The organism is Vibrio sp. Vb0667 (assembly GCF_033391095.1).
Genome location: NZ_JAWPOL010000002.1, coordinates 559,059 through 580,518, shown reverse-complemented (window position 1 = coordinate 580,518; position 21,460 = coordinate 559,059). Strand labels below are relative to the sequence as shown.

The following is a 21,460-nucleotide window of genomic DNA, read 5'->3' as shown; positions in this document are numbered from 1 at the left end:
ATTCAGTGTAACGTGAGTCAGTTTTGTCCGGCTAGGAAGTTAATTCCTTCAATATTCATCAATTGATTAATTATTGAAGCTGGCTTTATCCTGCGGAAGCCGTGCTTTACTTGGCTCTTTTAAGTTGATTACATGAATATCATTTAAACAAAAATCTTGCGTTTCATGTAGAGCACGCCGTCGCCAGATACTCTTACTTGTTCGCCAGTAACTTCACAGTGCAAAATGCCTCCGCGCTGAGAAGCTTGGTAAGCGACCAGTGATGTTTTGCCTAACGCTTCTGCCCAGAACGGTGCTAACCCAGCGTGAATCGAGCCAGTTACGGGGTCTTCGTCACCACCATTTGCAGGCCAAAAGTAACGCGATACAAAGTCTTGTTGATCACCTTTCGCGGTAACGACCACATCGTAAGGAGCGAGTGTCTTGAGGTGCTCTGAACGGTATTGAACCTCAAGTACCTCCTGCTGGTTGCCGACCACCACGAAATACGCTTGAGGGCTAAGCAGTACGCGTTCCACATCGCAACTTAGGCCATCAATCAATGCCGAGGGAATATCAGAAACGGCTTTTGGAGGACGAGCAGGGAACGTCATCTCGATCTTACCTTGCGCATTCTTCTCTACGGTGAGGGTCCCTACTTCCAGAGTATGAAATTCAATCGTGCCATTAATGCCAAACTCATCAAACAGAACTAACGAAGAGGCCAGTGTTGCGTGTCCACAGAAATCGATTTCAGTAATCGGAGAGAACCAACGAATCTCATATTGGTTTGCGCCAATGGACTTTAGGAAAGCCGTCTCTGATAAGTTGTTTTCTGTCGCGATATTTTGCATCAATTCTGGGGCTAGCCATTCCTCTAACGGTATCACCGCTGCTGAGTTGCCTTTGAATTGCGTATCGGTGAAGGCGTCCACCACGTAGATATCCAATTCCATTTTCCTTCCTTATTCCGTGAGCGATTAATTAGCATAAACCAAGTGCAATTAAGAGAGTAAGAAATTTGTGTTAGAATCTTAAAGTGTCAAAATTATAGATTATTTTGTGTTTTTTGATACTTACTGACAATGATTCGGACTGCTGGGTATTTAGACTAGTGTTGAATTCATTGAAAGGAAGAAAAACATGAAAGCGATCTACAAGTCAGTTTTGGTATTGAGTGTTTTTGCGGTCGGTTCTGCCCATGCATTTGAACTCGTGAGTAGAGATATTCAAGAAGGCCACCCGATGGCGAAGACATTTGAATACTCTGGTTGGGGATGTGATGGCGGGAATCAATCACCACAATTGATGTGGAAAGAAGCTCCAAAGGGCACAAAAAGTTTTGCGATCACCGTGTATGACCCCGATGCACCAACAGGCAGTGGTTTTTGGCATTGGATAGCGTTTAATATTCCATCCACCGTTAGCGAGCTGCCTCGAGGCATTGATATGAACAAGTTAGGCGGCAAAGAATCTCGTATTGACTACGGCACAACGGGGTTCGGCGGCGCGTGTCCTCCAAAGAATGATGGGATGCATCGTTACCAGTTTACGGTGTGGGCATTGCCAACTGAAGAACTGAATTTGGATGAAAACACGCCACCAGCCATTGTAGGGTTTACTTTGAATAGTGTTGCTTTGGGTAAAGCGACATTAACCACGACTTACACGCGATAATTGAATATAAGGGGGAGAGAATGGGTCACCAATATCAGGTTACGCTGTTTCGTGCGGAGCAGCAGCAGAAGCTTCGTAATGTCAGGATTCACTCCCCAAGCCTTATTCAGATTGTTAAGGGGAGTAAACATCTTTTCTGGAAAGATGAAGTACTCGACATCCATCATCCAAATATCATGCTTTGTGAAGCAAATGCATCCCTAAATTTTGAAAATCTTCCTCTACAAGGGCGATTTCTTTCTCGAATGTTCAGTTTTCACTGTGTGCCTAGCGATGAAATGTTGGAGCTAAGCATGAGCAACGCATTAGGAAACTATGTACCCGTTGTTGAGACAGATAAAGCATTGCAAGCGACGTTAAATGCTTTGTTTTCGTTTGAGCGGGAAAGCTTAAGTGAAGCGACACAACGCTATTGGATTATGGGTCTATATCAGCAGCTAGCTGAGAGAGGGTTATTGCATCGGTTGTTCTCGAGTTCACATATCTCTTTTAGTCAGAAACTTAGTCGTTACTTATCGCGCTCTCCAGGGGAGGAGCATCCATTAGACATGGTCGCGGGGCACTTTGCTATGAGCCGAGCAACATTGATACGCAAACTGAAACAAGAAGGTACCCAGTATCGTGAAGTATTGGCAGAAGTGCGCCTAAATCACGCACTTTACTTGATGCAAAATGGCTCGTATAACGTTGCGCTGCTAGCACAGTTGTGTGGTTATCAGTCAGAGGGGCGTTTTAGCCAACGCTTTAAAAGTAAGTTCGGCCTAACGCCCAGCGAGTATATTAAAACGGTAGTGAGTTAATGTTTTACCGCTTTTGTATTTTTTGTGCTTTTTAGGTTAGCCATAATATTTGGCCTTCATTCGCAATGCTACGTTCACCAAAGCAATCAATACAGGCACTTCGATCAATGGACCAATGACACCAGCAAAAGCTTGGTCTGAGTTAAGGCCAAACACCGCGATAGAAACCGCAATTGCCAATTCAAAGTTGTTGCCTGTTGCCGTGAAAGCAATCGACGCGTTTTTGTCGTAGTCAATGCCCATTTTCTTACCAACGAAGAAGCTGACAAAGAACATCAACACAAAGTAAATAGCCAGTGGAATTGCTACACGGAATACATCCATTGGCAGTTCAAGAATCATCTCACCTTTTAAGCTGAACATCAGTACGATGGTCGCAAGTAGGGCGATAAGGGTAATTGGTGAAATGCGTGGGATGAACACGTCGTTGTACCATTGCTCACCTTTCGCAGCGACCAGCCATTTACGGCTTAGAAAGCCCGCTAGGAATGGGATACCAAGGTAAATCAGAACGCTTTCCGCGATGTCCATCATCGAGATATCAACCACGAAACCTTCGTAACCAAAGACTGGTGGCAACACAGTGATGAATAACCATGCCATCACACTGTAAGTCACGATTTGGAAAGCGCTGTTTAGTGCAACTAGGGCTGCACCGTATTCTTTGTTACCGCCACCGATATCGTTCCATACCAATACCATGGCAATACAACGAGCAAGACCAATCAGAATGATACCAACCATGTAACCCGGATGATCACCTAGGAAAGTCAATGCAAGGATGAACATCAAAATAGGGCCGACAATCCAGTTCATGACCAAAGACAGCGTGATCGCTTTTTTATCTTTCGTCACTGTGCCTAGCAAGTTGTAGTTCACCTTTGCGAGTGGCGGGTACATCATCAAAATCAAACCAATCGCTAGCGGTACGTTTGTGCTACCAACTGACATTGACTCGTTCCACTCAGCAACTTGAGGGAATACTGCGCCAATACCTACACCGATTGCCATTGCCACAAAAATCCACACCGTTAGGTAACGGTCCAAGAAGCTCATTTTGTCGCTGGCACTATTTAAAACTTGAGTAGTCATAGTGTTCTCTTATTCGTTTATCGTCGAAAGGCGATAGTTAAAGGTATAGTTTATCTCTGCACGTCTGAACAGCGTGCAAAGGGCATTAATCAAATAACTTGGAAAATCCTAGATTGAACTGATCAAACGCGTCGCGTTGAATGCGGTAACACACCTTAGGTGGGTTTGGCTCGGCGCTGATAAAGCCTGCTTGCTTTAGAATACGCAAGTGCTCGGAAACAGTAGATTGCGCAAGACCCAGTTCAGAAACCAAATCACTGTTCAAACAACCGCCCATGGTATCGAGCGTGTGCAGGATATGCAGAATGCGCAAACGTGCTGGATGCGACAAAGCTTTTGCTTGCGCTGCTAGAGTTTGTTCTTTCTCGAGCTGTTGTTGCGTTGTCTGAAAAACGACTTCGCACGTGTCCTTGCACTTATCACTCATTCGCTGGCCTTAATAGTTAATCGTCGAATTGCGATAAAGTGTACGCCTGCTCTGTGGAAGATGCAACAAAACGATGAAAAAATTAATCGTGAAATAACGATGGATAAAAAGTTGAAAAAATATATCTTTTAAAAACAGTGATATAATTAAAAATTAAGTAGGTTACTAAAAGTTAACTAATTGCACTATATTTCTAGGTTACCATAATAAACCACATCCGACGCACAATGGTTACTGCGTCATCTTGTGAACTTATTTAAAGGTAATCCCATGAGCAACGTACTGATCATCAATGCACACGAACCATCACCATATTCAGAAGGTCGTCTAAATGCTTCTCTTGTCGACAAAGCACAGACGCTTCTGCAAGCAAAAGGCCATGAAGTTCGCGTTGTGACAATGCAAGATGAGATCAACGTAGATGAGCAACTCGCACACTTTGAATGGGCTGATCGCGTGATCATCCAAAGCCCAATCAACTGGATGTCTGTGCCTTGGTCATTCAAAAAATACATGGACGACGTGTTTACTGCGGGTATGGGCGGCGCACTGTGTGCATTTGATGGCCGTAGCGCAGAAGAACCAAAGAAAAACTATGGTACAGGCGGTACTCAAACCAACAGCAAATACATGCTTTCACTGACATTCAACGCGCCAGAAGAATCGTTTGATGATGAGAGCGAATACCTATTCCAAGGTAAAGGCGTGGATGATTTGATGTTCCACATGCACGCTAACTTCCGCTTCTTTGGTATGTCAGCATTACCTACATTCGCTTGTTATGATGTGATGAAGAACGCAGATATCGAAAACGATTTTGTTCGTTTCGAAGCTCACATTAACGAAAACTTCTAATCCTTTTAGAAAGATAGTGCGAACTGAATGATGAATTGAGATGGACTGCTGTACGCGGTCCATTTTTATTTGTTTGCGGCGAGGTGACGTTTTTATTACTCTAAAGCACTAAATGTATCTAGCTTACTTTTCGTTACCTAGATTAGGTGCGTATCTTGAGGTGTATTGTGGAAAGCAGAATCAGTGTAGATAGCAAAGGTCGTAAGTCAGTGGCGAACGTATGTGCGGAGCCATGTGCTATCGAGAAAGGGATGCGTTTAATTGGTGGTAAATGGAAAGGTTCTCTGATTTATCATTTGAAAGACGGCCCAGTTCGTTTCAATGACTTAGCACGCATGCTAGGCGGTGCAAGTAAAAAGATGATCGACCAACGTCTTAAAGAGCTAGAAGCGGAAGGTATGGTGGTGCGTAAAGTGATCAGCGACCGCCCAATTGCAGTCAGCTATGAACTAACAGAGTTCGGCCGTACCGCACTTAAGATTCTTGATGATTTGCGAATTTGGTCTGAAAAGCATCAAATTGAGCTTCGTTAAGACCAAAGTAGTTAATCGCAAACGTCACTCTCTTTTGAAAGCTGATTAACAATACATCGCCGTTTATACCCAAGTAACTTAGATGTGCTTTATTCAAATCGTAATTTGTTTCGTAAAACAACGTACTCTTTCTAGTCAGGCATATCGAAGCTACTTGAGCATAATCGTACTTTTTAAGTTTTTGATTTTTAGTTATTATTTTATCATGCTTAATAAGTTGTAGAATAAATCACTCACTTCAGTTGAATTTAAAAAAGCACTATTTAATTCCAGTTTCTTTTCAAAATCGGAATATTTATCGAATTCCTCTTTCTCAACTAAACCTATTGGTGAGTTGTCGTTAACGTGGCTTTTATATTTTTTGATGGTATATAATTTAGACTTTTCGTCAAAATATTGAATTATCTTAATGTTAACGTCAGGTCTCTCCGTATTATACGTGATCGTAATTTTTTCATAATCTTTATTAATCGGAGTCGTAAGCCCTGTAGGGTAGATGATTTTAAACCTATTAATGTCATTCTTCTTCGTGCTTTTATAATGTTTTGAGTATGAAAAGTTTTCAATTGCACTTTTAGTGACGATAATTGACTCACCTTTCTTTAAACCGTATTCGGTACATTCATAATCGTCGACAACCGTAGAATTTCTTTTCTTTTCAATCAGGTAGGACATAGTTGCAGATGTCCCTCCGTGTTCCAGTTTTTGTTGGTTTACAGAACAATAGAAATGACCTTTGTCCACCGTCATTGCGTTGACTTGTTCCGGATTTGAAATGGTGGGATGTATATCTTTTGCTGGATCGTTGTCGCTTCCTCCTGAACCGCATCCAACTAATCCGATACAAACGGCCATATAAAACAAAGAGATTTTATTCATACTGTATTTCTCAATTAAGATGTGTGATTGCAAATAACGATTAATTACATTTTTATAAAGTGAAATGTTTTTTATTTTAATTGAACGGTGTTTTATTGGTAATTTAATCGTTTGCTTTTATTTTGTCTCTTACGGTATCTATGTTTTCATTTATGGTATGAATTATTAGATTTGCACAATTTTGAGTTGCAATAGGATAATAATCGCTAGCCAACTACTTGTGTAGGTACCGTTATGATTTATATATCCGTTAAGTCTAAGTTTTTAGTTTTAATTTCATGTATTTATCGTGAAAGTGACTTAGAAGTAAATAACTAACGTTGTTTGAGGGGAGCCTGGGCTTCACTGATCTTGTTTTTCATCAAGGCGTTGTATAATGAACAAGGACTCTATTTCCAACTTGTTGATACATATCAGATCTCACGGATCTGATATGTATTCCAAGTTATTCTCACTAAGGCAAGAATCCTAGCTTATTTAAGGATAGAAAGTTTACTTGGGTGTAGAAGATATTAGTAATCCAATGTGCCACGGATAGGGTAGTTATTGTTTGGATCGCGAATCCATGCCAATCCGCGTGATAGCGCGCCAAGCTCAGGGCGAACAAACGGGTTGTTTGAAATATCCACCACGTGTAAGTCGCCGTGTTCATTCACCACAAACAGACCTGGTTCTGCGAAATTATGATCGGTTTCCTGTTCAGATCGAGGAATAGATACATACAAGCCTAGCGTTTTCATTTGTTCTTCGGTCAGGCCGTAAGCGATAGGGAAGCTGATTTCGAGTTTCTCTAGATGCCCCTCTAGTTGTGCTTTTGAATCGCCAGAAACGGCAAGAATATCGACGCCAGCATCAGCGAAAGCCTGTTTGTAACTCTCAAGCTCGTTGAGGTACTTAGTACAAAGAGGGCAGTGTTTACCACGATAAACGAATACTGCTTGCCAAGTCGCATCACCTTGCGGCTGACCCAACGTTACGTTTGAACCATCTAGCAAAGTGGCTTGAAGATGAGGGAAGCTGTCGCCCGCTTTAAGTTTCACTGAAGTTGCCATATTGACTCCCGAATTGATGGTGTATATCCATGAATGCCCCTTTCTCAACAAAGCGATTGGGGGATGAGACTTCAATGTAGACTCTGTTTTGCGGTGTTTCAACTAGTTAACTTTTAGTAACCTGCAATAAGGTATTAGAGTGCAAAAGATGAAAAAGCAGAACTTAAGATACAACGAAGTGGGGGTGTAGTATCAGGAGCTAAGTTCTGCTTGAGGTTAGGCTATGACCACTGGAACATATCGTTAAGATAAACCAGAGTCATCACTTCTATTTTATTACTCGATTGAGCTAGGCGTTGCTGAAAAAAGTACGCCATCATTGGCTTCTTCATTTTTTCCTCCTTTAGCTGACGAGTAAATTATGTGTATAAAAGGGGATATAAAAAAGAGAGTGCTTTTGTTGGCTTTTTTCCTAATAACGTAAATATATGGGGCTTTAAAGCCGAATTTGGAGGTTAATTGTGGAAAAGGGGAACAGATAATTAGGAAGTTTTCTTATTTTATTACCGCCAACTTAAGTAAACTATTCCTATCCACAAACTTCACAGATCTAAGGTTGATTCAGTGTCTGATCTCAATTTGTTTCGCTATTACCAACGATTACTCTCGTTTAGCGTTGGTGATGAAACAAAAACCACGTTACAGGACATTGCCGACATCATGTTCACTTCTTCTCGGCATGCTCGTAGCCTGCTAACGCAAATGCAGCAGAAGGCGTGGTTGAGCTGGCATCCGAAAGCTGGGCGGAACCAACGATCGACTCTCATTCTGAATATGGAGTTAGACGTTTTAAAAGAGAGCTTGGCTCTTGAACGTATCAAGTTAGGCAAGTATGAAAAAGCGCTGGCGATATTAGATGAAGACGAAGTGGCATTTGGCCGTTTGTTAAAAACAACGTCTGGTGCTTCTGTGCAAGAAGGACAGCTCAATATTCAATTAACCTATAAGCGAATGTTTGAGCGCGTCGTTCCACATCAACTTCAGCGTAGCAGCGAACGTTTCTTATTAAGGCAAATCTATTGTTGCTTAGTTTCGAGTGATCACAATGGGAAAGTGCAACCAGAACTCGCACATCACTGGCGTTATGACGAAGACACCTACGAATGGACTTTCTACCTTCGTCCAGGTCTGACTTTTCATAATGGTAATTCCATTGATGCAGAAACAGTGGTTAGCTTGTTTGCAAAATTGAGTTCACTACAGTATTACGAAAAAGAATTGGCACATGTTGCTAACATTACTGCGCCAACGCCATTGAAGGTTGTTTTTAAGCTTAATCGAGCTGACTTGGGCTTTGCTGGACTTATTTCTGGTGTGAAATACGGCATTCAACCAGTAAGCCAAGTTAACGTAGCGAATAACAAGCTGGTGGTCGGAAGTGGCCCATTCTCTGTTGTCGAGCACAATGAAAGTCGTTTAAAACTGCAAGCATTTAATGGTTACTATGCATGTAGAGTTCTAACGGATTTGGTGACTATCTGGATTGTTAATGACGAGCAAATGGAGAACCCGTCATTGGCAGCAAATACGTTGCAAAGGGATGCTTCGCCCGAGGAGGATTTGTGTGGACACTATATGTCGACGCAAAACCGAGAAAACTCATCGGCGAGCAAGCGTAGTCGAATAGAAGATGGTTGCTTATTCGCCTTATTTAATCAGCACGCTAAGCACAAACTCTCTTTAGCGCAGCGCCGTTATATTAGTGAGCTAATTCAGCCTGAGCACTTGGCCGAAGTGATGCGCCGCGAGAATATTGTATTTGGGAGTATACCCGCTTATAACCTGCTACCAGGTTGGAAGCCAGTGCTCCGTCCGTTCAGTGAGCCGCTTAAGTTACCTAAACACATTACGATAGCAGGATATAACTATACCGCGTTGCGTCGCTGCGCGCGGGCTATTTCTAATCGTTTGGCGAGTGTTGGCAGTAAAGTAGAAATTGTTATGTATTCCTACCGTGAGCTGAACGAGAAGGCTAAGAACGGTGAGCTAAATGAGACAATGGTCGTAACGAACATAAACCTAGATGATAATCGTCATGCCTCAGCGTTCACGAACTTCTTCAGCAACGCTGTGCTATTCCACACTTTGGGAGAAAAGAACGCACAATGGTTAGATGAACAACTACAGAGAGTCAGATCTTTCGTTCCACTTGAGGAGTACCTTAATGCATTGGAGCCAATTGCATCGACGTTGATCAGCGAGTATTGGATTGCACCTATGTTCCACCATACACAAACTTTGCGTTTCCAAGGTGTTTTAGAAGACGTTGCTTTAACCAATTGGGGTTGGCCAGATATTCGCTCGGTGTGGTCTGCGGATTAACTGCCTTAGTTATATAGCAAAGTGCTGCTTCACGAATTCAATGAAGGCTCTGGTTTTCGCTGATTGATAGATAAGTTGTGGGTACACCAAGTACACCGCGTTGTGCTGGTGGTCGGTTTCTTCCGATAGAACCTGCACTAGACGGCCGTGCTCAACGTCTTGTTCGACAAAGTAACTTGCTAACCGAGCAATGCCATTGCCAGACAGGGCTGATTCTTTGAGTAAGCGGTTTTCATTGCTTGAAAGCCAACCTTGGGTTTGAAGTGTTCCCGTTTTTAACGGCCACTCTTTTTGATGCAATGTGGTTAAGCATTGATGCTGTTTTAAATCCGCTAACGTCTCCGGTGAGCCTTTTTCTTGTAGATACTGAGGAGAGGCAACCAGCCAATGGTGGTAGTCCAAAAGGTGATGCGCAATCATATTCTCTGGCGGCGTTCTTGTCGCTCGAAACGCAAAATCAACGCTGGTTTCTGTCAGGTTAAACGCTTGATAGCTAGAAAGGATCTCGAATTCTACGTTTGGATGTAGAGCGCGAAACGCTACGCACAAATCATGCAGCACCGCTTCAGCAAACATCTTGGGAGCGGTAAGCCGAATCAGACCTTCTATTTGCTCAGATTGCTGACTTAAACTCTTTTCCATTTCCACTACGCGGCGTTTGAGATCTTCCGCTTGTGCAAAGATCGACTCACCCTCTGCCGTCAATCTCACGCTGCGTGTGGTTCGAACAATCAAAGGCGTGGCGAGTTCCGATTCCAATCGCTTGATTTGTTCCGACAGGTAACTTTTAGAAATGCCAAGTTGCTCCGCTGCCCTAGAAAAGTTGAGTGTTTGAGCCACTTCGGCAAACAGCATCAGTTTTTCGATTCTCTTATAATCTGCCATCTTGATTGCTCGTCTTTATTGTTCGCTTTAATTGTTCGGTAGCGAGGATAATGAATTCGATTTTACGGTATTAAACTAATTTTTACGAACGGTAAGATGGTTCGAGTTAACTTAAGAAATTGAAGATGCAGAAATCGGAAAAGTGAGAATAACGATGAACAATCCAACACTACCGCTCGCCAAAACCTTACCTAACGTTAGCCGCTTGGTCTTCGGCTGTATGGGACTTGGAGGGGAGTGGAATCGCAACCCATTAACCGCCCAAGATGAAAACCAAGCTTATGCCGCTGTCGAGGCTGCATTAGAGGTTGGCATCAATCTCTTTGATCATGCGGATATCTACAAATTCGGTAAGGCAGAAGAAGTGTTTGGGTGCATCTTAGCCAATGACTCAACCTTACGAGAGCGAATTTATCTGCAATCCAAGTGCGGCATCCGTCTAGGAGATGAGCAAGGTGTTAAGCAGTATGACTTCTCTGCCAAATGGGTGACGGCTTCTGTTGAGGGCATTCTTGAGCGCCTTGGCGTGGAAAACCTTGATGTTTTGATGCTGCATCGTCCTGATCCTCTGGTTGAATTTGAAGAACTGGGCACAGCGCTCCAAGCACTGAAACAAGCTGGCAAAGTTAACCACTTCGGTGTTTCTAACATGAACAGTGCTCAAATTGATCTTCTTCAACAAGCAACGGGCGAAATTGTTGTGGCGAACCAGTTGGAAATGAGTCTGGCTAAGTCTGACTTCATCAAGCAAGGCATGGGGCTTCCTTCGTCTGCATCTGACTACGTTGCAGGAATACTGGAACATGCCCGTAAGCACAATATCCAACTGCAAGCGTGGGGCAGTATGGCGCAGGGAAGATTCTCAGAGCGTGGTTTACATTCTGATGATCACAACACCAGACAGACGGCGGAGATGGTAATGGCGCTAGCAGCTGAATATGGTGTGTCGTCTGAGGCGATTGCTTTAGCCTTCCTGACGCGTCACCCAAACCAAATTCAGCCTGTTATTGGTACTGCAAACCCACAGCGTATTCGCGCTTGTGCTCAAGTAGAGAACGTCACGCTATCACGTAGCCATTGGTATGGCTTGTTCGAGAAAACCCTTGGTCATGAGATCCCGTAGGAGAGAAAAATGAAATACGTACAAGTTCAAACTCTGATTCAAACGGCATTGGAAATTGCGACTGCTCGCAAGCAAAACATTGCGGTTGCCGTGGTTGATACACATGGAGAATTGCTCGGTTTTGCCCGAATGGATGATGTGAGTCTGCAAGCAGGTTTGTTGGCACAGAACAAAGCTTACACCTCGGCTAGAGACCGTCAGCCTAGCGGCAATCTGGGTGCTTGGGCTCGTGAGACGGGTAAGCAGTTGAGTTATTGGACTGACCCGAAGATCACAGGCTTTATGGGGGGTGTGCCTATAGAACAAGAGGGGAAAATCGTCGGTGCAATTGGCATTAGCGGTTTGGCTGAGCAAGATGATGAAGCACTTGCGATGGAAGTATTAAACGCGCGTTGAGTATAATGTTTATCAGTAGGTGTGATGCTTTGTCCAGCTTTGTACTCACTGTAGGGACTCAAGTTCACAGGCTTCGTCGAGTCACAATGCTATCTAATAGCCTGAAGTAAGCAGAAGTTGAAATCGCGAACTATGATTAATTTATTTGAAAGCTTTGAGGCCTAAATATGTTTCATAAGGTATTCGTTTCGCTATTTTTTGTTCTCCTCTCAGGCTGTGGTACGAGTGACAGCGCGTTAAAAGAGAGCGGTTATGATGAAGCTTATATCCAAGGCTTTCATGACGGTCGGCATAGTGGTATGCAAGAGGCAGGGAATGATTTTGAACACTATATTAAGGACGAAACAAGGTATCAAACCGACTCAGATTATCGACAAGGCTGGGATGCTGGTGAGGTAGAGGGTAACAAGTTACAAAAGCAGGCGACCGCGATAGGACAAGGCATGATTGATAATTCATATGAAGAACGTGATGTCTTTGATCCTGATAAAGTGGCGAAAGATGCAATAAAAGGCGTTGATACATCGGAATTGAAAAGCCTAGAGTAACGGACTGATATAAAGAATAAAACTCGTCATTTGACGAGTTTTTTTTGTCTAAACGGTTCATGTTTCAACGCTCAACAGGGCATTCATCGTTTGAGTATGAGTAATGTGGTTAATCACCTTTCTTGTTCTTTTGTTCAAGGATTAACGATAACAGGCGAACGAGCAGGGACTGAGCTTCCGGTGAGAGCAATCGCGCCACGGCCGTTAAGTCATTTGCTGTGACATGCTGAACATCACGTACATCTAAGGCAATATCTAGGTCAGTCAAATGAAGCGAACGCAATATGGCACGATATTGTGAGAGTTTAAGATCGGACTCTCCGCGCTCGATCCTTTGATATGTTTTTACGCTCATTCCAGCGATGTTTGCCATTTGCTCACGGGAGAGGCCATTCGATTTTCGTCTTGCGATCAGTGCTTGAATTATAGGGTCTACCTGCATGTGCTCTCCTGAAAGGACAGTTTTGACCTAAACGGAGCAAGAAGTGGACCAGTTTAACCACCACATATTTACCTGCTTTGCAATCAGTATAAAAATAACTGTCTTATAAAAACGTAAATATTTTAGTCAGTTATTAACTCAATGGAAAAGTATCAATCATACAAATCAATAGAAACGAAAGCTTCTATTCGCAAAATGCAACGCATTTTAGATCATTTATTTAGTGAAATTGATCAGCAACATCGTGAGACTAAAGAGAATGTTGTGACACTGATTCAACAGTCACAACAGCGATTGATGAACTACAAAGAGCTTTACCTTCACAAAGAATCGATAAGTGAAGTAGAGCTGCGGATGGCGCATGAAAATATGAGTGAGACTGAGAAGCAGGTCGCCGATATGGGTATTCCAGTGTTAACTTATATCATTGGCGCGCTAGATAAAGCGTATTAACACAATCGTAACGTCGGGCGATACAAGATTTATGCAATTTCGATCAATTGATGACATCTAAAAGAAAGGGTGCAAATGCTGGGGAACCACACCCAGCATTCGGACACTCATTTACCTATATTTTCGAACCGTAAATCAGTGTTTAGAGGTATGTGAACCGAACAGTGTCGGTACGCAGCGAATAATAGCGATATTGTCCGATCTAGGCTACGTCCTTGGAATCTAACACCTTCACTTAAACTGTAAATTAATCTGTACACCCAGCCAAATTGAGCCATTGAGCACGTTCTTCCTTCTCTTTAAGCGATAAAAGACTAATTAGTGACGAAAAAAACAACACATCTTAGGTAAAAGATAAGAGTTGTTAAAATATATCGCTATAAGATTGACCTTTTGCTTTTCAATCGTCCTGCTTATGCCTTACAATCTTTTCGAACCAAATCCATTCATAACGAATGGGGTTGATGAATTAAGATGAACAATTTTGCTTCGAACCCAAAGTTGCGCACATTTCATCAACGATGACATCGCCAAAAACGACTCTCAAGTGTTCATGTGCAAATGATTAACCACCTTTTGTTGCGTGTTTTCTTAGCCATACAGGGCTCTTGTAACATAGTGCTCTTGTAACCAAATTTTGACTAAGTCGGAGCGTTTTGTTGTGTGCTTTAGATAAAGCACAACTGGTGAGAAATTAACGGATTGAATTTAGAGGTATTAACCGTGAACCTAAAACTTGTCGGCAGCTCCCTGATCGTTGCAGGTACTGCTCTTGGCGCTGGTATGCTTGCTATACCAATGGTGCTTGCTCAATTTGGCCTCCTTTGGGGCACTCTTCTTATGTTGTTCATCTGGGCTGGAACGACTTATGCTGCGCTGCTCCTTCTTGAAGCCAGTTGTAAAGTAGGTGGTGGTGTGAGCATGAATGCAATTGCTCGCGAAACGCTTGGTAAAGGAGGCCAGTTGGTAACCAACAGCTTGCTTTACGCCCTGTTAGTTTGTCTATTAATGGCTTACATCATTGGTGCGGGTGATCTCGTACAAAAAGTAACAGCCTCAATTGGGCTTCCAACATCTACGATCTCAAGCCAAGTCGGTTTTACTCTTTTAGTTGGTATCATTGTTTCGGCAGGTACAGGGGTAGTAGATAAGCTGAATCGCGGTTTGTTCCTAGGCATGATCGTAGCACTGATCCTGACACTTTTTGCGCTTGCACCAAGCGTCTCGTTTGAAGGACTTGATGAGGTTGTGAGCGACGATAAAATGGCACTTATCAAAACCAGTTCGGTGCTTTTCACCAGTTTCGGTTTTATGGTCGTGATCCCATCGCTTGTAACTTACAACAAAGAAGCGAGTAAAACACAACTGCGTAATATGATTATCGTGGGTTCAACTATTCCGCTTGTTTGTTACCTGTTATGGTTGTTAGCGGTTGTCGGCAACCTACCACCTCATGAGCTTGTTCAATACTCCAACGTAACAGAGTTGATCTCGGTACTAGGTCAGCAATACGAGGGCTTAGAGTTCATCCTATCCATGTTTACTGGTTTGGCACTGCTAACGTCGTTCTTAGGTGTTGCAATGGCGCTATATGATCAAAATGCAGACCTACTGAAAGCAAGTAAGCCAGTGATTTTTGTTACTACTTTTGTGCTACCACTATTAGGTGCTGTATTTGCGCCAGAACACTTCCTAGCTATTCTCAGCTACGCGGGGATTATTCTTGTGTTTCTCGCGGTCTTTGTCCCATTATCAATGACCATGAAAGTGCGCCGAGTGCCGGTAGAAGATGACAATATTTATGAAGCTGGTGGCGGCGCAATGGGAATGAGCATGATCTTCCTATTCGGCTGTTTCTTGCTGTTTGCCCAAGCAGTATAAAATCACGCTAGCTTATTTAAAAACTGAGCCGCTCGTAGTCAAACGGGCGGCTTTTTTGTATTCATAGCCGAACCCAGGCCACTCGAAGTCATCAGCATTTGTGATGTTTGACGTTTCTCTGATAATCACGGTTAGCGCTGACTTTTTAGTAAAACTCCTTAGCGAAAGGCTGACATGTACAGTGATTCACCCTTCTATTATATCGATGTTGATATGAATAAGAGGCTCTGTTGTGTCAAAGCAATTATCTTTTGCCATGGTTGGCGTTATGTTGTCTTTAGGTGTGTTGAGTACAGAAGCGGTGGCTGACCCGAAGCATAAGCATGGACATCGGTACGATCACGATCATGCGCATTACCACCATCATAAACACAAGCGCAAGCACAAGCATAAACATAAACATCGTGACGTTATTTATGTGGAGACCCGTCGACCAAGGCGCAGTTACTATTACCATGACCGAATTCCTCGGAATAGTACCTACATAAAGATTGGAGATTTCACCTATCTAAAAGTGGACGACCGTTATTATCGCCGTTCTAATGATCGCTATATCCATGTCGAGTTCAATTAAACTTGAAAGGACATATAGTCGGCGTTCTTGTAATATTGAGCTTAATAGCACCAACATGGCACATGTAACATCGACCAATACTAGGGTTGAGGGTTAAAAACAAAAACAGCGAGCCGGTGCTCGCTGTTTTTGCTTAGATGAGTGTTAGACAGTAAATCTATTTAAGATTTGATCTTGTTTATGTACATCTTCTTGTTGCGCCTGCATCGCGTCGTTGGTTCGATTTGCCGATTCGGCGACTTGAGTCGATAGGTCTTTAATATTCACCGTATTGTTGTTGATCTCTTCAGCTACAAGACTTTGCTCTTCCGCTGCTGAGGCAATTTGCAAGTTCATATCGGAAATACGCTGAATCGCATCACGAATGCGTTGTAACGCACTATTTGCTAAACCCGCTTTTTCAACGGCCTCTATAGCACTACCTTTGCTTTGATGCATGGCATTTGCCACAGATGAAGCGCCAGATTGTAGTTGCTCAATCATAGTACGAATCTCTGTTGTCGACTCTTGAGTACGTTGTGCCAGTGTACGTACTTCATCTGCAACAACGGCGAAGCCTCGGCCAGATTCTCCCGCACGTGCAGCCTCGATTGCGGCATTCAACGCGAGTAAGTTCGTTTGGTCCGCAATATCGTTGATGACTTTTAGAATCGTTTCGATATTGGCGGTAGCAGATTCCAACACTTGTACTTCTTCGACTGCAAGGTCAATGCTATCGGAAAGCATGTTTATCGTTTGTGTCGATTCACCAACGATAGAAGCCCCCTCAACCGTTGCTTGGTCGGCTTCTTTGGCTGCACTTGCCGCACCTTGCGCATTATTAGCAACCTCTGTCGCGGTGACAGACATCTCATGCATCGCGGTAGCAAGTTGTTCTAGCTCTTGCAGCTGAGTGTGAATTGCGCCTGCCGAGTCTTTTGCGCCCTCAGCGGTGATTTGAGTTCCGTTTAAAATTTGATCAGAAATACGTTTCGACTCAATGATTTGCTGTTGTAAGTTCTCCATGAACGTATTGAAGTTTGTGGCAAGCTCAGAAAACTCTTGGTCAGTATCTGTTTCGAGGCGTTGTGTAAGGTCGCCTTTCCCTGATGCTACATCTTTAATCGCATTGTTTAGCGTGTCCAAAGGACGCATGAGAGTGCGAATCAACAGAGTTAGGGCGATAATAGATGCAATCACGGCAATGATTGAATAAATAATAGCGTTGTTACGAAGCTCTCCTACGGCAGAATAGGCAACAGCTTCATCGATCACCGAACCTACGTACCAGTTCTCGCCAGGAATGTGAGTCAGGTTAACCATGTAGCGGTTGCCATCAATCTCAACATGTTGTGCTGATTGCGTAAGTTCGATTTGCGGGAGGTAGCTACCGACCTTCTCGCCGTTATACTTACTTTGAGGGTGAGCAATGGTTGTGCCATCAGCGGTGATCAGAAATAAGTAACCAGCATCAAACAGATTCACTTGGTTGACCAGATCAGAAAGGGTAGTTAATTCGAGGTCATAAAACATACCGGCTAAAAACTGGCCATTTTCTTTTACTGGCGTACCAACAGAGATGATAACGTTTTTCGAAGACGCATCGACGTACGGATCGGTTACGACCAAATCGCCTTTGCTCTTAGCTGCAATAAACCAAGGACGCTGACGTGGGTCGTAGTCTGGACCCGCATCCCAGCCGTCGTCATTTTCAATCACAAAGCCATTACTTTCATAACCAAAACCGATGGCAAGGAAGCTGCTTTTTGGCGTCGGTCTTTCAAGTATGTTTTGAACATAGCTATGTGAACTGGGATCAAGCTCAATCACTTCAGTAATGGAGCGAGCGAGATCCTTCTTTGCATTCATTTCTGATTGCACAGTGTTACCAACACTGGTCAATATCTCGTTGACACTTGAGTCGATTTGCTCCTGAGTTTGGGAGCGGATGGTCATAACTTGTTGTGTCGACAATAACGACACGGTAATTAGCAGCAAAAATGAAGAGGCTGTGACAACCTTATGTCTGAATTTCATGAGCTTTCCTCTGATTCTCCCGGTTGGTTCCACTTTGCTTTCGCCTCTTTTAAACCGAGCGAATTGGGCATAAAGAGAAACCTATTGTGTTTGGTTATATTTTTATCGACATCTTTGTCAAAAACATGAACTCATTTGTCGCCTTTTTTAACTAAATTTAAACAAAACGATAGTTTACGTTAAAACTTGTGAGTGTGATCATGTTTGCGAGCTCGATTAATGAAATCGTCATAATGAAAAGAATTGCTTAACAAACAGTGGTATCAACTGGTTTTACAGGTGAGGTGATGAAAATTTTGTTGGTGCTGACAGGTGTTTTGTTTAAGTTTTGTCTTTGTAAATTATGAGCTTTTTACTAAAAGCCTAATGTGGACGGAGTTTTAGGTATAAAAAAGGCCCCGACGATGCGGAGCCTTTGTTAATTGACGTCTCGATTTTAGAAAATAAGATGAGCAACGCCAGCAATCACAGGTAACGTGATTAACGTACGTAAAATGAAGATTACGAAGAGCTCTACAATGTTTACTGGAATTTTGCTGCCTAACAGTAGGGCACCTACTTCCGACATGTAGATAAGCTGAGTTACTGACATTGCCGCAATAACAAAACGTGTCATTTCGTTATCGATTGAGGCCGCTAAAATTGCTGGAATAAACATATCTGCAAAGCCAACAACGATTGTCTGTGATGCTGCAACAGCTTCAGGGACTTGCAGTAGCTCTAGGTATGGGATAAACGGTTGACCCAGAATTGCAAATACAGGCGTGTATTCTGCAATCACCAATGCAACGGTACCAAGACCCATAACTACAGGTAGTACGCCAAATACCATGTCGACTGCGTTGTGTACGCCTTCTTTAAATACAGACTGAACTGATGTGACTTGACCAGCACGCTTAAGAGCTAGATCCATACCCCAAGAGAATGTGGTGTGGCCTTCTGGCACTGCATCTGCGTCTTTATCTGGGTTGCTGCCGTCAATGTAGCGATCTTTCTTCAGACTAAGCGGAGGCAGGCGAGGAATGATAATCGCAGCTACGATACCAGCTAGACAGATAGCGCCGTAGAAAGGCAAAAATAAGTGCTCTAGTTTTACCTGAGCGATAACAACTAAGCTAAACGTGATCGATACTGCTGAGAAAGTGGTCCCGACAACAGCCGCTTCACGCTGAGTATAAAACTTATTTTCGTATTGCTTGCTGGTTAGCAAGATACCAACACTTCCGTCGCCTAACCAAGATGCCATACAGTCAATTGCACTGCGGCCAGGTAGGTTGAATACCGGACGCATTATTTTACTGAGTAACGCACCAAATAGCTCCAGAAGACCGAAGTTCAAAAGAAGCGGAAGCAGTAAACCCGCGAAAATGAAAACGGCAAACAGAGTAGGTAGAAGACCAGTAAGAACAAGCCCGCCAGTGTTCTCTTCCCAAATTGCTTTTGGACCCACTTGGAAGAACGTCATTAACACGGCAGCGCCGCCGATTAAACGAACAACGAGCCAAAGTGGAGATGGGTTGAAGAGACCGTTTAAAAAACCATTACGTAAAATTGCAGCTGGCTTAAAAATTTTGCAAAGAACAGAAGCAACGGCCATGAAAGCGATGATACTGGTGACGATAGCAATCAAGGTATCGCCTAACACCGCTGGGATGACTTTTGCCATCACGGCAACGGGAATGGTTAGGCCACCATCGTAAGAGATCGGAGCCATAAAGAGTAGAAGACCAATTAGGGAAGGGATGAAAAACATCCAAAAGTTGCCCTTAGGAGCTTCAGTAGCATTAGTGGTGTTATGCATAGTTGTCTCGTGTTACTACTAGTCAATACTTGCCATTTCCATGACATAAATATTCACTAAACATCCGTATTTAATCACAGTTTTGCGGAGGGTACCCGCAAACTGCATCCATTGCAATACTATTCATTAAATACATCTAGTTATTCAGCCGATTTGTCGGGTAATTGGTCAAATAACGTCTAAGTGTATGCGAATATGTTGCTTGTGTTAGAAAATTGTAGCACGAGAGGCGAATTGCGCAGTGAATTATGGGGCGCATTGTGACTGGAATAATAAAATGGTAAACAAATGTGATTTTGATCTAACTAACTTCTTTGCCAGAAATTCAGTTAGCCTTATCTATTTTAAGGTTTTTAGTGATGTCAAAATACCGTTCAGCGTTTCTTGTACCGTGGTAGTGTGAACCTGTTGAGCTAAATCCGATTGAAGCATGTCACTTCAATCGGATCGAAATTTTATGCTTTTTGTTGACGGCTAAGTATGTATAGGTAACTCCAGTAAATCAGAGCTGTAGAAAAAGCCAATATTGCTGGGAAAACTAGCGTATATAAACCATATACCGTAAATAGAGCCGCTCCCGCGACGCCGCCAAACAAAAAGCCAAAGAAAATGAATAGGAATAATTTTGCTTTACGTCGGTCAAATTGACGACCTCTCAAGCTCTCTCCAATCATAATCCCTAGATCGGTGATGATTCCGGTCATATGTGTGGTTCTGACTACTGCGCCGCTAAACGTGGTGATCATTGCGTTTTGTAATCCACATGCTGCTGATGCTAGATATTGGCCGTACAAATCCCCTTGCACCAAAAAGCCCAAGCTGAGTAAGAGCAAGCTCCCTTCTATGCACAGTGCAACACCATATCTTCGCCCTAGTTTTAACGCACTGCTTTCAATAAAAAAGCCGCTAAAGGCAGCGCCAATCAAAAAGCTAAATACGATGAAGAGCAGGTGAATGGAGCTATCCACACCTGTTAGCAAGCTGTTCCCTAGCTGAGTTACGGTTCCCGAAAGATGAGTTATCGCTTGGTGTTGAAAGCCGAGAAGACCAACGGCGTTGACGCAGCCCGCGAGAAGAGCTAGTAGAAACGCGCCATATTCCACCCAACGAGGAAGTCTGGAAATCACAATAAACCCCAACCAAATATTAGGAGCCGATTATAACGCTCACACCGAGTTACGAAACCCTTTACAGTAAAACTCGATTGATCATTCTCAAAAAAATCTCACTTATAGGTCGTTTGTCCGAGCCAAAGTAAATACGTGAACGCGGATTGCTCGCTAGCAGATGTGTTCCGTTGTGCATTCGAAACTCACCCACCCGTGTTTCATTTGTTCATAGACTGAAACGGTAGGTTGGTGGAACTCTTTATCGGTAAATAGACCGACGGGAATGATCATGATTTCCGGGTATGCAGAAACGAACAACCTCATTGTCGTGCCGCAGGATGGACAAAAGTCATACTGAACCTCACTGCCATCATCGCCAATTCGGGTATAGCTAGTGACTTCACCGTTTAAAGTGACGTGCTCTTTTTCAAAGCGAGCTTGTACCCCAAAAACACTGCCAGTTCGTTTTTGGCATTCGAAGCAATGGCAGACAGACGTGTGGGTGGGCTCTCCCTTACAACGGATCTCAACTAAACCGCAGGCGCACTCGCATGTATGAATGGTTTTTGTCATCGTGATTACCTATTTGTCCCAATACACCAATAGACCTAGAGCA

At 43.2% G+C, this 21,460-nt stretch carries 22 protein-coding genes; 11 read left to right on the top strand and 11 right to left on the bottom strand.

Going from position 1 to position 21,460, the window contains the following annotated elements; translation table 11 throughout:
- Nucleotides 1–143: 143 nt before the first annotated feature.
- Nucleotides 144–935 (bottom strand): PhzF family phenazine biosynthesis protein, encoded by a 792-nt coding sequence (locus R8269_RS05240; protein ID WP_005385139.1) that lies wholly within the window; start codon nt 933–935, stop codon nt 144–146.
- Nucleotides 936–1,122: 187 nt separating this feature from the next.
- Between R8269_RS05240 and R8269_RS05235 the strand changes: the two genes are divergently transcribed.
- The gene (locus tag R8269_RS05235) at nt 1,123–1,656 is read left to right on the top strand and encodes a YbhB/YbcL family Raf kinase inhibitor-like protein (RefSeq protein WP_017635230.1); all 534 of its coding nucleotides are present in this window, start codon (nt 1,123–1,125) and stop codon (nt 1,654–1,656) included.
- 20 nt (nt 1,657–1,676) lie between these two features.
- Entirely contained in the window at nt 1,677–2,456 is a 780-nt protein-coding gene (locus R8269_RS05230) for a helix-turn-helix domain-containing protein (protein ID WP_137283102.1), read from the top strand.
- 36 nt (nt 2,457–2,492) lie between these two features.
- Here R8269_RS05230 and arsB read toward each other — a convergent pair whose 3' ends face one another.
- A complete protein-coding gene (gene arsB, locus R8269_RS05225; protein WP_053303785.1) occupies nt 2,493–3,548 on the bottom strand; it encodes an ACR3 family arsenite efflux transporter in 1,056 nt (351 codons plus the stop codon).
- An 85-nt stretch (nt 3,549–3,633) separates the two neighbouring features.
- Nucleotides 3,634–3,975, bottom strand: a complete 342-nt coding sequence (locus R8269_RS05220) for an ArsR/SmtB family transcription factor (RefSeq protein ID WP_005375451.1) — start codon at nt 3,973–3,975, stop codon at nt 3,634–3,636.
- Between the two features lie 270 nt (nt 3,976–4,245).
- Between R8269_RS05220 and R8269_RS05215 the strand changes: the two genes are divergently transcribed.
- Nucleotides 4,246–4,830, top strand: a complete 585-nt coding sequence (locus tag R8269_RS05215) for an NAD(P)H-dependent oxidoreductase (protein ID WP_017635228.1) — start codon at nt 4,246–4,248, stop codon at nt 4,828–4,830.
- Between the two features lie 167 nt (nt 4,831–4,997).
- The gene (locus R8269_RS05210) at nt 4,998–5,363 is read left to right on the top strand and encodes a winged helix-turn-helix transcriptional regulator (protein WP_005375456.1); all 366 of its coding nucleotides are present in this window, start codon (nt 4,998–5,000) and stop codon (nt 5,361–5,363) included.
- A gap of 195 nt (nt 5,364–5,558) precedes the next feature.
- Here R8269_RS05210 and R8269_RS05205 read toward each other — a convergent pair whose 3' ends face one another.
- Complete coding sequence (locus R8269_RS05205; protein ID WP_017635227.1) at nt 5,559–6,242, bottom strand: hypothetical protein; 684 nt, start codon at nt 6,240–6,242, stop codon at nt 5,559–5,561.
- A 512-nt stretch (nt 6,243–6,754) separates the two neighbouring features.
- A complete protein-coding gene (locus R8269_RS05200; RefSeq protein WP_054578683.1) occupies nt 6,755–7,294 on the bottom strand; it encodes a redoxin domain-containing protein in 540 nt (179 codons plus the stop codon).
- 564 nt (nt 7,295–7,858) lie between these two features.
- Here R8269_RS05200 and R8269_RS05195 point away from each other — a divergent pair.
- Complete coding sequence (locus R8269_RS05195; protein WP_258477391.1) at nt 7,859–9,616, top strand: SgrR family transcriptional regulator; 1,758 nt, start codon at nt 7,859–7,861, stop codon at nt 9,614–9,616.
- A 9-nt stretch (nt 9,617–9,625) separates the two neighbouring features.
- Here R8269_RS05195 and R8269_RS05190 read toward each other — a convergent pair whose 3' ends face one another.
- A complete protein-coding gene (locus R8269_RS05190; RefSeq protein ID WP_215810118.1) occupies nt 9,626–10,501 on the bottom strand; it encodes a LysR family transcriptional regulator in 876 nt (291 codons plus the stop codon).
- A 154-nt stretch (nt 10,502–10,655) separates the two neighbouring features.
- Between R8269_RS05190 and R8269_RS05185 the strand changes: the two genes are divergently transcribed.
- From R8269_RS05185 to R8269_RS05175, 3 genes are all read left to right on the top strand, one after another.
- Complete coding sequence (locus R8269_RS05185; RefSeq protein ID WP_138939622.1) at nt 10,656–11,624, top strand: aldo/keto reductase; 969 nt, start codon at nt 10,656–10,658, stop codon at nt 11,622–11,624.
- Nucleotides 11,625–11,633: 9 nt separating this feature from the next.
- Complete coding sequence (locus R8269_RS05180) at nt 11,634–12,020, top strand: GlcG/HbpS family heme-binding protein (RefSeq protein WP_017821615.1); 387 nt, start codon at nt 11,634–11,636, stop codon at nt 12,018–12,020.
- 167 nt (nt 12,021–12,187) lie between these two features.
- Nucleotides 12,188–12,568 (top strand): hypothetical protein, encoded by a 381-nt coding sequence (locus tag R8269_RS05175; protein WP_005375467.1) that lies wholly within the window; start codon nt 12,188–12,190, stop codon nt 12,566–12,568.
- 109 nt (nt 12,569–12,677) lie between these two features.
- On the opposite strand, the gene R8269_RS05170 is transcribed toward R8269_RS05175, so the two are convergent.
- A complete protein-coding gene (locus R8269_RS05170; RefSeq protein ID WP_005375470.1) occupies nt 12,678–13,010 on the bottom strand; it encodes a helix-turn-helix transcriptional regulator in 333 nt (110 codons plus the stop codon).
- 141 nt (nt 13,011–13,151) lie between these two features.
- Between R8269_RS05170 and R8269_RS05165 the strand changes: the two genes are divergently transcribed.
- The 3 genes from R8269_RS05165 (at nt 13,152) to R8269_RS05155 (ending at nt 15,918) form a co-directional block, all read left to right on the top strand.
- Nucleotides 13,152–13,463 carry a hypothetical protein gene (locus R8269_RS05165; RefSeq protein ID WP_005375472.1) on the top strand — a complete coding sequence of 104 codons (312 nt, stop codon included), beginning with the start codon at nt 13,152–13,154 and terminating at the stop codon, nt 13,461–13,463.
- A gap of 723 nt (nt 13,464–14,186) precedes the next feature.
- Nucleotides 14,187–15,344, top strand: coding sequence for an amino acid permease (locus R8269_RS05160; RefSeq protein ID WP_005375474.1), 1,158 nt, complete (start codon nt 14,187–14,189; stop codon nt 15,342–15,344).
- Between the two features lie 232 nt (nt 15,345–15,576).
- On the top strand, nt 15,577–15,918 hold the full coding sequence (locus R8269_RS05155) for a hypothetical protein (protein WP_258458375.1): 342 nt from the start codon (nt 15,577–15,579) through the stop codon (nt 15,916–15,918).
- A 144-nt stretch (nt 15,919–16,062) separates the two neighbouring features.
- On the opposite strand, the gene R8269_RS05150 is transcribed toward R8269_RS05155, so the two are convergent.
- From R8269_RS05150 to R8269_RS05135, 4 genes are all read right to left on the bottom strand, one after another.
- Nucleotides 16,063–17,934 carry a methyl-accepting chemotaxis protein gene (locus tag R8269_RS05150; RefSeq protein WP_213904536.1) on the bottom strand — a complete coding sequence of 624 codons (1,872 nt, stop codon included), beginning with the start codon at nt 17,932–17,934 and terminating at the stop codon, nt 16,063–16,065.
- A 436-nt stretch (nt 17,935–18,370) separates the two neighbouring features.
- Nucleotides 18,371–19,735, bottom strand: coding sequence for a YjiH family protein (locus tag R8269_RS05145; RefSeq protein WP_017635848.1), 1,365 nt, complete (start codon nt 19,733–19,735; stop codon nt 18,371–18,373).
- A 455-nt stretch (nt 19,736–20,190) separates the two neighbouring features.
- Nucleotides 20,191–20,862, bottom strand: a complete 672-nt coding sequence (locus R8269_RS05140) for a YoaK family protein (RefSeq protein WP_005375484.1) — start codon at nt 20,860–20,862, stop codon at nt 20,191–20,193.
- 153 nt (nt 20,863–21,015) lie between these two features.
- Nucleotides 21,016–21,417 carry a GFA family protein gene (locus R8269_RS05135; RefSeq protein WP_017635849.1) on the bottom strand — a complete coding sequence of 134 codons (402 nt, stop codon included), beginning with the start codon at nt 21,415–21,417 and terminating at the stop codon, nt 21,016–21,018.
- Nucleotides 21,418–21,460 lie beyond the last annotated feature (43 nt).